The organism is Brevibacillus sp. LEMMJ03 (genome assembly GCF_007197875.1).
Lineage (GTDB): Bacteria > Bacillota > Bacilli > Brevibacillales > Brevibacillaceae > Brevibacillus > Brevibacillus thermoruber.
This window is the reverse complement of record NZ_VKJN01000013.1, coordinates 79,241-91,894: the sequence shown is the minus strand read 5'-3', so window position 1 is coordinate 91,894 and position 12,654 is coordinate 79,241. Positions and strand designations below refer to the sequence as shown.

The 12,654-nt window shown below is 61.3% G+C and carries 7 protein-coding genes; 1 reads left to right on the top strand and 6 read right to left on the bottom strand.

Going from position 1 to position 12,654, the window contains the following annotated elements:
* Nucleotides 1-55: 55 nt before the first annotated feature.
* Nucleotides 56-2,923: an excinuclease ABC subunit UvrA gene (gene uvrA / locus FOI68_RS16765; RefSeq protein WP_035295802.1), complete on the bottom strand. Its 2,868-nt coding sequence runs from the start codon at nt 2,921-2,923 to the stop codon at nt 56-58.
* Nucleotides 2,924-2,939: 16 nt separating this feature from the next.
* On the bottom strand, nt 2,940-4,916 hold the full coding sequence (uvrB, locus tag FOI68_RS16760) for an excinuclease ABC subunit UvrB (protein WP_143863802.1): 1,977 nt from the start codon (nt 4,914-4,916) through the stop codon (nt 2,940-2,942).
* Nucleotides 4,917-5,090: 174 nt separating this feature from the next.
* Between uvrB and FOI68_RS16755 the strand changes: the two genes are divergently transcribed.
* Nucleotides 5,091-6,023: a flagellar hook assembly protein FlgD gene (locus tag FOI68_RS16755; protein WP_143863801.1), complete on the top strand. Its 933-nt coding sequence runs from the start codon at nt 5,091-5,093 to the stop codon at nt 6,021-6,023.
* Between the two features lie 88 nt (nt 6,024-6,111).
* On the opposite strand, the gene FOI68_RS16750 is transcribed toward FOI68_RS16755, so the two are convergent.
* The 4 genes from FOI68_RS16750 to FOI68_RS16735 all read right to left on the bottom strand — a co-directional run bounded on the left by FOI68_RS16750 (nt 6,112) and on the right by FOI68_RS16735 (nt 12,605).
* On the bottom strand, nt 6,112-7,812 hold the full coding sequence (locus tag FOI68_RS16750) for a YcdB/YcdC domain-containing protein (protein WP_143863800.1): 1,701 nt from the start codon (nt 7,810-7,812) through the stop codon (nt 6,112-6,114).
* Between the two features lie 152 nt (nt 7,813-7,964).
* Nucleotides 7,965-9,233 (bottom strand): PDZ domain-containing protein, encoded by a 1,269-nt coding sequence (locus FOI68_RS16745; RefSeq protein WP_143863799.1) that lies wholly within the window; start codon nt 9,231-9,233, stop codon nt 7,965-7,967.
* Nucleotides 9,234-9,332: 99 nt separating this feature from the next.
* The gene (locus FOI68_RS16740) at nt 9,333-10,811 is read right to left on the bottom strand and encodes a S41 family peptidase (RefSeq protein ID WP_143863812.1); all 1,479 of its coding nucleotides are present in this window, start codon (nt 10,809-10,811) and stop codon (nt 9,333-9,335) included.
* Between the two features lie 591 nt (nt 10,812-11,402).
* Nucleotides 11,403-12,605: a murein hydrolase activator EnvC family protein gene (locus FOI68_RS16735; RefSeq protein WP_029100260.1), complete on the bottom strand. Its 1,203-nt coding sequence runs from the start codon at nt 12,603-12,605 to the stop codon at nt 11,403-11,405.
* Nucleotides 12,606-12,654 lie beyond the last annotated feature (49 nt).

The window sequence follows — 12,654 nt, the reverse complement described above, 5'->3', positions numbered from 1 at the left end:
TTTGGTCCATTCGATCCGGTTCCGCCCGGACCGCATCGCTCCTCATATTTGGAAACTATTTGGAAACCAACTGCTCCAGCTTGGCCAGCGTCCGGGCGCGGTCCCTCTCCAGAATCGGCTTGAGGAACTGACCCGTGTACGAACCCGGCACTTCCGCCACTTCTTCCGGCGTCCCCGTGGCGACGATCTGGCCGCCGCGCGTGCCGCCCTCCGGCCCCAGGTCGATGATGTAGTCCACCGTCTTGATCACGTCCAGGTTGTGTTCGATCACGAGCACGGTATCGCCGTTCTCCACCAGCCGCTGCAGCACTTTCAGCAGCCGGTCGATGTCGTCCGTATGCAGCCCGGTCGTCGGTTCGTCGAGAATGTACAGCGTCCGTCCGGAACTGCGGCGGTAGAGTTCCGACGCCAGCTTGACGCGCTGCGCTTCCCCGCCGGAGAGCGTCGTCGCCGGCTGCCCCAGCTTCATGTAGCCAAGCCCCACGTCCACCAGGGTTTGCAGCTTCCGCTCAATCCGCGGCAGGTTGCGGAAAAACTCCAGCGCGTCCTCGATCGTCATCTCCAGCACGTCGGCGATGCTCTTGCCCTTGTACTTCACTTCCAGCGTCTCGCGGTTGTACCGCTTGCCGTGGCACACCTCGCACGGCACGTACACGTCGGGCAGGAAGTGCATCTCAATCTTGATGATCCCGTCGCCGCTGCACGCTTCACAGCGGCCGCCCTTGACGTTGAAGCTGAACCGTCCCTTTTTGTAGCCGCGCACCTTGGCCTCGTTGGTGGAGGCGAACAGGTCGCGGATGTCGTCAAACACCCCGGTGTAGGTGGCCGGGTTGGAGCGCGGCGTGCGGCCGATGGGCGACTGGTCGATGTCGATCACCTTGTCCAGGTGTTCCAGACCGGTGATGCGCCGGTGTTCGCCCGGCTTCGCCTTGGCCCCGTTGAGCTCGCGCGCCAGCGCCTTGTGCAGGATTTCGTTGATCAGCGTGCTTTTCCCCGAACCGGAGACGCCCGTCACGGCGACGAACAGTCCCAGCGGAATCTTCGCGGTGACGTTTTTCAGGTTGTTTTCCCTGGCCCCTTCCACCGTCAGCCACTTGCCGTTGGGCTTGCGCCGCTCCAGCGGCACCGGGATGAACTTGCGGCCGCTCAGGTAGGCACCGGTCAGCGAGTTGGGGTCGTTCATCACTTCCTCCGGCGTGCCGGCAGCGACCACCCGGCCGCCGTGAATCCCCGCCCCGGGGCCGATGTCGATAATGTAATCACAGGCGAGCATCGTGTCTTCGTCGTGCTCCACCACGATCAGGGTGTTGCCCAGCTTGGTCATGTGCTCCAGCGTCCGGATCAGGCGGGCGTTGTCCCGCTGGTGCAGGCCGATGCTCGGCTCGTCCAGGATGTAGAGCACGCCCATCAGGCTGGAGCCGATCTGGGTCGCCAGGCGGATGCGCTGCGCCTCCCCGCCGGAAAGCGTCCCCGCCGCCCGGCTGAGCGTCAGGTAATCCAGTCCCACGTCGATCAAAAAGTTGAGGCGGGACTTGATCTCCTTGACGATCAGGTTGGCGATCTTGGCCTCTTTCTCGCTCAGTTCCAGGTTCTCGATGAACTGGTACGCCTCCGTAATCGACAGGTCGGTCAGCTCGGAAATGCTCTTGCCGCCGACCCGCACCGCCAGGCTCTCCGGCCGCAGCCGGTGCCCTTTGCAGACGGGGCAGGGCTTCTGGCTCATGTAGCCCTCGATCTGCTCGCGGATGTAGTCGGAGCTGGTCTCCAGGTGGCGCCGCTGCAGGTTGGGGATGACCCCTTCAAAGGCGACGGACGCTTCCCGCACCTGGCCAAACTCGTTTTCGTAGCGGAACTGGATTTTTTCCCCCTGGCTGCCGTACATCAGGATCTGCCGATGCTCGTCGGGCAGTTCCTCGTACGGAATGTCCATGCGGATGCCGAAGTGGCGGCAGGCCGATTCCAGAAGCTGCTGATAATAGGTGGACGACTTCGGCTCCCACGCTTCAATGGCGCCGTCGGCCAGCGTCTTGGTCACATCCGGCACGACCAGGTCCGGGTCCACTTCCAGCTTGACGCCCAGCCCGTCACACTCCGGGCAGGCGCCGTACGGGCTGTTGAACGAAAAGATGCGCGGCTCCAGCTCGCCGATGGAAAAACCGCACACGGGGCAGGCGTGCTTTTCGCTGAACAGGAGTTCTTCCTGTTCCATCACGTCGACGATCACCTTGCCGTCGGCCAGGCGCAGCGCCGTCTCCAGCGAGTCGGCCAGCCGGGCCTGCACGTCCGGCTTGACCACGATCCGGTCGACGACGACCTCGATGCTGTGCTTCTTGTTTTTCTCCAGCTTGATCTCTTCGGACAGGTCGCGAATCTCCCCGTCCACCCGGACACGGACGAATCCCTGCTTGCGGATGTCCTCCAGGAGCTTGACGTGCTCCCCTTTCCGCCCCTGCACCATCGGGGCCAGAATCTGCAGGCGGGTGCGTTCCGGGTACTCCATCACCCGGTCCACCATCTGCTCGATCGTCTGTGACTTGATCTCGATCCCGTGCTCCGGACAAATCGCCCGCCCCACGCGGGCGTACAGCAGCCGCAGATAGTCGTAGATTTCCGTCACGGTGCCCACCGTGGAACGCGGGTTGCGGCTGGTCGTCTTCTGGTCGATGGAGATGGCCGGAGACAGCCCTTCGATCGAGTCCACGTCCGGTTTGTCCATCTGTCCGAGGAACTGGCGGGCGTACGCGGAGAGGGATTCCACGTAACGCCGCTGTCCTTCGGCGTAAATCGTGTCAAACGCGAGCGACGACTTCCCGGAACCGGAGAGTCCCGTCAGCACGACGAACTTGTCCCGGGGGATGACCACGTCGATGTTTTTCAGGTTGTGGGCGCGAGCGCCTTTTACCACGATGTGTTCCAATGGCATGAACATACCTCTTTTCTTAGAGCTCCGCCTTCAGCTCCAGTATCAAGTCGCGCAGTTCGGCCGCGCGTTCAAACATCAGGTTGCGCGCCGCTTCCTTCATTTCTTCTTCCATCCGTTCAATCACGGCCAGGCGGTCTTTCTTCGACATCTTCTTGAAGTCGGCGTGCGGCAGGTATTCGGCTTTCTCTTCCGCCACCCGCGTCGCCTCGATCACTTCGCGGACGGCTTTCTTCACGGTCTGCGGCGTAATGCCGTGCTTTTCATTGTACGCGATCTGGATGGAACGGCGCCGCTCCGTCTCCCGGATGGCCGCTGCCATGGAGTCGGTGATCCGGTCGGCGTACATGATGACGCGTCCCTCGGCGTTGCGGGCCGCCCGGCCGATCGTCTGGATCAGCGAGCGCTCGTTGCGGAGGAACCCTTCCTTGTCCGCGTCGAGAATCGCCACCAGCGACACTTCGGGCAGGTCCAGCCCCTCCCGCAGGAGGTTGATCCCGATCAGCACGTCAAATTCCCCCAGCCGCAGGGAGCGCAGGATCTGCATCCGCTCGATCGTCTTGATGTCGGAGTGCAGGTAGCGCACCTTGATCCCGATTTCCTTCAGATAGTCGGTCAGGTCCTCGGCCATCTTTTTCGTCAGCGTCGTGACCAGCACGCGCTCATCCTTGGCGATCGTGGCCCGAATCTCGCCGATCAGGTCGTCGATCTGCCCCTTGATCGGCCGCACGGAAATGGTCGGGTCGACCAGGCCGGTGGGGCGAATCACCTGCTGCACCACGACCGGGCAGTGCTCCAGCTCGTACGGTCCCGGCGTGGCGGAGATGTAGATCGCCTGATTCACCTTGGACTCAAACTCTTCGAAGGTGAGCGGCCGGTTGTCCCGCGCCGACGGCAGACGGAAGCCGTGCTCGACCAGGACGTCCTTGCGCGCCCGGTCCCCGTTGTACATCCCGCGAATCTGCGGCAGCGTCATGTGCGACTCGTCGATGATGACGAGGAAGTCTTTCGGAAAATAGTCGAGCAGCGTGTACGGTGGATGCCCCGGCGGCAGCCCCGTCAGGTGGCGGGAGTAGTTTTCGATGCCGGAGCAGAAGCCCATCTCCATCATCATTTCCATGTCGTAGCGGGTGCGCTGCTCCAGGCGCTGCGCCTCCAGCAGCTTGCCCGCGGCGCGCAGTTCGGCCAGCCGCTCTTCCAGCTCCGCCTCGATGCTCTGGATGGCCCGCTTCATTTTCTCCTCGCGGGTCACGTAGTGGGATGCCGGGAAGATGGCGACGTGGTCGCGCTGGCCGATAATCTCTCCGGTCACCACGTCAATCGCCGTGATCCGTTCGATCTCGTCTCCGAAAAACTCCACGCGGATCGCCTGTTCGCCGTGGGACGCGGGAAAGATCTCCACGACGTCCCCGCGGACGCGGAAGGTCCCGCGGGTGAAGTTGATGTCGTTGCGGTTGTACTGGATGTCCACCAGCCGGTGCAGCACTTCGTCCCGGCTTTTCTCCATCCCGACGCGCAGCGACAGCACAAGCTCCCGGTACTCTTCCGGGGAACCCAACCCGTAAATGCACGAGACGGACGCGACGATGATCACGTCCCGCCGCTCGAACAAGGCGCTGGTGGCCGAGTGGCGCAGCTTGTCGATCTCGTCGTTGATGCTGGAGTCTTTTTCGATATAGGTATCCGATTGGGGAATGTACGCTTCCGGTTGGTAGTAGTCGTAGTAGCTGACGAAGTATTCGACGGCGTTTTTGGGGAAAAACTCCTTGAACTCGGCGCACAACTGCGCAGCCAAGGTCTTGTTGTGGGCGATCACCAGCGTCGGCTTGTTCACCTGGGCGATCACCTGCGCCGCCGTAAAGGTTTTTCCCGTACCGGTCGCCCCCAGCAGCGTCTGGTGCCGCTTGCCCGCCTTTACGCCCTTCACCAGTTCGGCAATGGCGGTCGGCTGGTCACCGGACGGCTGATACTCCGATACCAATTCAAAACGGTCCATTCCCTCGTTCATCTCCTTGTCACATGTCATTTTCCATTATAGCACAATCGTTCAAAAAATAAGCCGGAATTCGAACAAATGTTTGTCTTCACCCGCCGCCCGCTTCTGCCGATACTGATAGTGAGTCTCTACGTATGTGTGAACGACACACCCGACATGTCAGGGAGGATCGCCATGGCAGACACAGGAAGCGTTACCAACAATCCTTACATACAGCCCAGTTGGAGCTACAAGGGCAAAAAAGAGTTTACCACCGAGCTGGACCAGAACGCCTTTATGAAACTGCTGCTGGAGCAGTTGAAAAACCAGGACCCGCTCTCGCCGATGGACAACTCGCAGTTTATCCAGCAGACCAGCATGATGACCATGGTGGAAAAAATCACGAAAATGGCCAACCTGATGGAGCAGTCCAACAGCAGCATGCTCACCCTGCGCGAGTATGAGGGCCTGATCGGGAAGACGGCCACCTACGATTTGCAGAAGGTGGACGAGCTGACCGGCGAAGTGACACACGAGAAAAAGACGGGCGTCATCGAATCGGTCTCCATGGATAACGGCAAAATCTACTTCCGGATCGCGGGCGAGCAGACACCGATCCCGCGCGAATGGGTGAGCGGCCTGGAGTCCAAGGGCATGACCGGGACCGAACTGGACAACAGCCTGAAGTACGCGGAAATGATCGGCAAGCAGATCTCCTACAAGGAGACGCAGCAGGTGGACAAGGACGGCAATCCGGATACGACGGACGACATCACCACCGTTGACGAGATCAAGAACGGCGTGATTGTCGGCTTTACGATGAAGGACGGCAAAGTGGAATTCCAGTTGGACAACGGCAAGACCATCAAGCTGGAAGACGTGACCGGCATGTCGGTGAAGCCGGACAACCTGCCGATGAACAACACACTCCAGTACGCCCAGGTGATCGGCTACACGATCACCTACACCGAGACGGCCACCAACCCGGACGGCACCACGTCCACCACCGAAAGCACCGGCGTGATCAAGGCGGTCAGCATGAAGAACGGCATGGTGGAGTTTGTCCTGGAAGACGACAAAAAGGTGAAGCTGAGCCAGATTGTCGGGTTCGAAGCAACTGCGCAATAACCCTAGCGCGAGCCCTCACACAAGACAAAAAAAACAGCCGTACCGGCCGAACAGGCAGGTGCGGCTGTTTGGCTTTCGCGGGCCCGTTTCATTCACGGACGACGACGGTCCCGGTTTGTCCGTCCACATAAACGGTCAGGTCCACCTTCGTTTCCACGCCGCAAAAGCAGTGGGAACGCGACTGCCGGAACGAGAGATCGTAGGCAAGCTGCCAGGTCTGCCCATCCGTATGCGGCCGATCGCCGCGGACGTACACCAGCTCCAGCGGGTACGCGGCAAGCAGGGCCTGAACCGCCTGCTGTTCAGAGACGGCCGCGGCGGGCGAGGGATAGCGGATGGCGGCCCAGTCAGGCAGGGCGAGCGACACCTCCTTGATCGAACCGTCCAGCGGATTGACGGAAATAGTGTACGCACCTTCTTCCTCCCGCTCGTCCTCCCAAAAGACGGGAATGCCGTTGACGACCGGATCGGCGGTGATCCAGGTCCGGTTTTCTCCTCCCGTATCCTGCACGCGCAGCTTGTGGGTACCGGCCGGCAGCAGGCGCTCCAGCAGGGCAGTGGCGGCCGCCCAATCCCGTTTTTTGTCCGTTGGGCGCCCCCCGTGCAGCCCATCGTCCAGCACGACGCGGATGAGCCGGCCTGACGCGGCGTCCGTTTCCAGCAGGACGTGGATGCGCAGCGCCGGGCTCACGTCGCGGGGAAACTGGCCCAGGGCATACGCTTTGTCCCGGTCGCCCACGCCTTCGTCAAAAAACCCCCAGATAAAAAAGCGGTGCTGCTCGCCGCTGTCCCGCGCGTCCGTATAGACGGTCACCGGCAGCTTTTGCACATCCGCCCCCAGTGCCCGCCTGACCAGTTCCTGCGCTTCCGCTTCTGTCCGCGCTGTCCATGCTTCTCCTGTTCCCGTCACGGTCAGCGTGCGAACCTCCGCTTGTTGACGGGATGCCGCCAGCCGGCTCCCCTTCACGGCATCCAGCGCGCTGCCGGAGTGCGGGCCGCGCACCACGCCGTCCCTGATCGCGTAGACCAGCCGGGCCTCGACCGGTGTGCGGCCGTCGTATGGGCTCGGCAGCAGATAGACGGGCTCCAGCGGATGACTCTGGACGTAGCGCTGCTTGGCTGTCGCGGGGGACATGATCCGCTGCGCGGAAGGAAACGACGCCGGGCTCCATTTTTGATAAAGGGCGCCGTCAAAGGTGCGAAACCCGACAATCCGGCCGGACTGGTCGACCGTGACGAAGCAATCGTAGCCGTCGTCGAGCGGGATGTTGCGGATGGTGCGGACGAAGCGGACCGTCCTTAGTTCACCCTGGCGCGTCACGGCGCGGGGGTGGTACGACAAGCCGTGCGGATGCAGGCGGGACAAAAACGCCGATGCCTTTGCGATCACCTGCTGATCCCCAAGCACGGGCCCCGTATTGGGCTGCTCCGGCGTAATCTCCATGCTCAGCAGATCGCCCGTCTGCGGATCAAAGACGGCTTTGTCCCTGCTCTCCTCCGCACCGGCACGGGTGAAGCCAAACGTGACCGCCTCGCCGCTGATGCCGGGACCGTCGACGGGTCCAGAGTAGATGACGAAGCGGCTGGCCAGTTCCGGAACGAGCCGGACCAGGTGCTGGACGCCTTTGGAGACCGGCGCGGGGACGGGAACGGGCGCCTTCTGCCCCTGTGCAGATTCTGCATGCGGCTGCGATCCGGGGTTGGCCGCCGCCACCGGCGAGACAAGCAGGCTTGCCGCCGTGAGCGCCCCTGTCCAGAACACCGCCGCAGACTTTCGATATGCTCCCATCGCGTTCATCCTCTCCCTTTTTCCATTCACACCCATTTGACGCAGGAGCCGGATCATTCGTTGCGGTCTGTCAAGCCTGCCCGGCAATAAAAAAACCGCCCGAAACCCGGACGGCCGCGCGCATGCGGCAGGGTACGGGTTCAGGCGGCAGCTTACGCACCGATATTCAATTTTTCCAACTTTTGCTTGATCAGCTCCACCACGCCGGCCCGCTGCATGTCCACGTACACCCGGGTAGAGGCGTCCGGAACGACGATGATGCCGAGCTGGTGGTGGTTGCCCGCGTAGACGGCGCACTGCACAAATTTGATCTCGCCGTCGCGGGTGAGCACCTCCATCTTGCAGAAGGCCGGGTTCACCTGCAGGGCCGGGTACAGGTCCTCTTTGCCGCGGACGCTTACCCCGTTTACCTTGACGATGACCTCGCCCGGCCGGATGCCGATCTCTTCCGCCGGCGTTCCCGGGATGACCGCCATCACCTTGACGCCCCGGGACGAGGGGACAAAATACGGCGCCCGCTGCCGTTCCTGCCATTGGCTCAACAGGAACAGCCCTTCATGCCCCAGGAGGGCGAACAGCGCGGCCAGCAGCGTCAACGGAGCCCACAGGACGGCGAGCGCAGCCAGGCCGAGCAGCCCCACCGCGTACAGCGCCAACTGCCTGGCGATTTGACCCGCCTTCTGTTCCGGCGTCTGCGTCTGCGTCCAGTCGGAGTAACCGGTCACTGTCGGCAGCAGCAGGAGGCCGTACGATGCGGTCCCGGGCGAAAAGAACGGCCAGCCCGGATAAAGCGCCCCGCTCAGACTGCCCGGCTCCACCTGCACAAACAGGGCCAGCGGCGTCAGCCAAAACGAATGCAGCAGGTACGCGCCCACGATCCGCCCCCGCTTTCCTTCGACAAACACGGGCGAGGCGTCCCGTCCTCCGTTCCAGCGGACGAGCATGGCTTCGATCAGATGCATCACGGCGACCAGCGCCAGGAGCGGCAGCGGCTTTGCCTGTCCGATCGCGTTCCACACCGGGCCGATGACAGGGATGTCCACCGCTCCCGGGGCCACCTGCGCGATCGCGTGGAGCAGCGTCAGCAAGCCCGCCGCGTAGGCAAAACACAGAAAGCGCAGCCGAATCAGCGCGAGCAGCAGCGCCAGCCCCCACAGCAGCCAGAGGTCCTGCACCTGGACCACGACACCCAGCGCGCCGGCCATCAGGGAGACCAGCAGCCCTCCCGCCGCCCCCATGCCCAGCGAGCGCATCGTCTGAAGAAACGGCGTCTGGATGCGCACGGCAAACAACTGCCGTTCCAGGTTCATCTGCCTGCGGTAGTGCAGGTAGATGACGAACAGAAACAGGTAGAAAAACGGGTGGAGAAAAAACTGTCCAAACCCGTATGCAATCGAAAGGAGATCGCCTTGTAACGCCAATTGCCTCACCTCTCCTGCAAAAAGGAAAACCACGGCGTTTCTCTGCCGTGGTTACCATTTCTACGGCTGGCGAGGGATTCCCTGCCTGGCCGCGCTGGTTTATTTTGCTTTCGCGTCGCGGCTGACAACGTCCAGCGCCTTTTGCAGCTGGAGGTCGTTGGCCGGCTTCCGGATTTCTTCCCGCAGGCTGTCCTCCAGAGCCGTCCGCGTCGCCGCATCCACCTTGCCGGTGACCGGCAGTTTGTGCGACGCCTGGAACCGCTTGACCGCCTGCTCCGTCTTTTCGTCGAAATAGCCGTCGTTTCGGCCTGGAGACAGTTTCAGGCCGCTGAGAATCAACTGCAGGTTTTTCACGTCGCTGCCGGCCATGTCGCGGGCCAGCACCTTGTCCGTCGGCAGTTGGGTCGCGTTGAAGTAGTCGGGCTGGGCGACCTTCACGTCCGGTTCGATGCCCTTTTCGTGAATCCAGTTGCCTTTGGGCGTCAGCCACTTGGCGATGGTCAGCTTGAGCTGGCTCTTGTCCGCCATCTCCATCGTGCTCTGCACCGTCCCTTTGCCAAACGACTTCTCCCCGACCAGTTTATAGCCGCCGCTCTCGCGCATCGCGCTGGCGAGGATTTCGGAAGCGCTGGCGCTGCCTGCGTTGATCAGAACGGCGATCGGATACGGTTTGGCTGCGTCGGCCTTGGAGAAGTACTCTTCCTTCTCCTTGCTGTTCGATCCGTATTCGATTTGGACGATCTTGCCCCGATTCGGGATGAGCACTTCGCCGATCTCTTTGACGGCCAAAAGATACCCGCCGGGGTTGCCGCGCACGTCGATGACCAGGCCGCCGATCCCCTTTTTCTCCAGGTCGGCCAGTTGTTCCTTGAAGTGGTTCGCTGTATCGCTGGAGAATTGGGTCAAGCTGATCACGCCAATGCTGACCCCGTTCTTCTCGATGATCTGGCTGGTGACCGTCTCAATCGGGATGTCGTCCCGAATGCAGACGATGGTCAGCGGCTCCGGCACGCCCGGCCGCACGATCTTGAGCACCGCTTTGGTGCCTTTGGGGCCGCGGATTTTGGTGACCGCCTGATGCAGGTCCAGCCCTTCCAGCGACTCGCCGTTGACGCTGATGATCTGGTCGTTTGGCTTGAGCCCCGCCTTTTCCGCCGGGGAATTCTTGAACGGGGAGACGACGGTAACGCGCCCGTTCTGCATCGTCACTTCCGTCCCGATTCCCTGGAAGGTGGAGTGGAGCGTCGAGTTGAACTCTTCCGCCGTCGCGGGGTCCATGTAGTCGCTGTACGGATCTTTCAGCGAACCGACCATGCCGCTGATCGCCCCTTCGACCAGCTGGTCGGTCGACACGTTTTCAATGTACTCCTGCTTGATGGCCGAAAAGGCCTCCAGCAGCTTTTTAAACTCTTTCGGATACTCCTGTTGGCTTCCGCTGAAAAGCGAGCTTGCCGAAGCGGTTATCGTCCCGCTGCTGCTCTCGCCAGCCGAGTTTTTCATCAGGCCCATGGTGAGAAAACTGCTGGCGACCATGGAGACAAGCACAAGCGCAAGCACGGAACGTCCATTCCATTTCATCGTCACGACACCATCCTTTGTGCTCCCGGTAGAAAAGGTATGCAGCTAGTGTATGCAACTCCGCGTGGCAATATTTGCCGGATCCCGTTACCGCATGCAGGGAGCAGGGTCGACAGCCGCATCGTTCACGTACACGCCAAAACGAAGATGATTGCCCGTTGTCCGTTTTCCTCGGACTGCTGACCGGTTCACCCTGTTCATATCAGCCAGTGTGGCCGCTTCTTGGTTGGTTGATGCAGGAAACAGCAAACTTTTCCTCTTCTTTTTCGAGCCCGCGAAGCCTGTTCTCCTGCTTGTTCCGTTCCGCTTGCTCATCCCGTTGACGCTGTCTGCGGCCGCCTTCCGCCTGCAGGCGCCGGCGGGAACTGCGGTCCGATGGCACTCCTCCCTCATTGTACCACACGCGCGGGGTACGGCAGAAAGCTGCCGGAATGTTCCAACCGCCATCCGTGTGGTGAGGGGAAAGCGGATGAGCGTCATGCGGCACACAACCGCGAACAGCGGCAGCCGATTGAACAATCGGGAAGCCCGGAAAGTTTCCGCGATCCCTTCTTTCCGTGCTTCCCGTTTCTACCGGATGAACGTGTATGGCTATCTGAGATACGGCATCGGGTCGACGGCGACGTCATTGCGGTAGACGGTAAAGTGCAGGTGGTTGCCGGTGGAGCGTCCCGTGGAGCCGACTTTGGCAATCACTTGACCGGTTTCGACTCGTTGTCCCACCGACACCAGGATGCCGCCTTCCATGATGTGGCCGTACAGCGTGGTCAGTTCGTCGTTGTGCTTGATCATCACCGTGTTGCCGAATCCGCGGGCATAACCGGCAAACATTACGATGCCGGGTGCCGCCGCCTTGATCGGCGTCCCTTTGGGCGCGGCCATGTCCACGCCGTTGTGTCCAGCCGAGCGGCCGGTGAACGGGTCGCGGCGCATGCCGAATCCGGACGTGAACCGGAACAGTCCGTCATCGATCGGCAGCGCCAGGCGTCCGCCCTTGTAGCCGCTGCCGCTGGCGGTCATGGCGCGCAGCCGTTCCGCGTATTTGGCCTCTTCCTGCTTCATCAGGGCGAACAGGCTTTGTTCCTCTTCTTCCAGAATTTCGTGGAGCTCGCTTTCTTTCTTTTTCAGCTCCGCCTTGACCACGACGCTCCGCTTGTACTGCTTGTCCAATTCGGCTTTGAGCCTCTCCGCCTCTTCGTACATGTCGGCGTAGACGGCCAGTTGATGGTCGATCTCTTTCTTTTTCTTTTCGATTGTTTCCTTGTCGCGGATGTTGTCCTCCAGAATGCGGGTGTCCTGCTCGGCAATCAGCTTGAGCCCCTGCATCCGGGTGAGGAAATCGCCGAAGTCGGAGGCGCCGAGCAGCACGTCCAGATACGAGACGTTGCCGCGTTCGTACATCGATTTGACGCGTGTCTTGAGCAGGGCTTCACGCTTGGCCACGCGCTCCTTCGCCTCATCCAGCTGATCCTGCGCCTCGGCCGCCTTCACCTTGGTCTCTTCCATCTGCTTTTCCAGCTTGTCCAGCTTTTTTTGCGTCTCGTTGCGCTTCAAGTCGATGTGCATCAGCTCGTTCTCCAGGTCGGCCTGCTTACGCTGAAGCGACGAAATCTGCCCTTCGATCGCTTTTACCTGGTTCTGCTGTTCCTTTTTCTTTTTCTTGATCTCATTCAATTCCCGGTTGATCTTGTCTAGGGATGCCTTACTCGCTGCCAGGCCCACGGTCGCCGGTACGGCTGCCGCACCCAATAGGCCCGTCACCAAGAGTGATAGCAGAATCTTCTTCTTCCTCATGGTACTCCTCCCTAGTGAAAATGTGTATCGTCTCTTTCGTTACGCAGCT

Excerpts from the sequence above, each read along its gene's own strand:
- uvrA (WP_035295802.1), bottom strand. The coding sequence starts at position 2,923 with ATGCCATTGGAACACATCGTGGTAAAAGGCGCTCGCGCCCACAACCTG.
- FOI68_RS16755 (WP_143863801.1), top strand. The coding sequence starts at position 5,091 with ATGGCAGACACAGGAAGCGTTACCAACAATCCTTACATACAGCCCAGT.
- FOI68_RS16735 (WP_029100260.1), bottom strand. The coding sequence starts at position 12,605 with ATGAGGAAGAAGAAGATTCTGCTATCACTCTTGGTGACGGGCCTATTG.
- uvrB (WP_143863802.1), bottom strand. The coding sequence starts at position 4,916 with ATGGACCGTTTTGAATTGGTATCGGAGTATCAGCCGTCCGGTGACCAG.
- FOI68_RS16750 (WP_143863800.1), bottom strand. The coding sequence starts at position 7,812 with ATGGGAGCATATCGAAAGTCTGCGGCGGTGTTCTGGACAGGGGCGCTC.
- FOI68_RS16740 (WP_143863812.1), bottom strand. The coding sequence starts at position 10,811 with ATGAAATGGAATGGACGTTCCGTGCTTGCGCTTGTGCTTGTCTCCATG.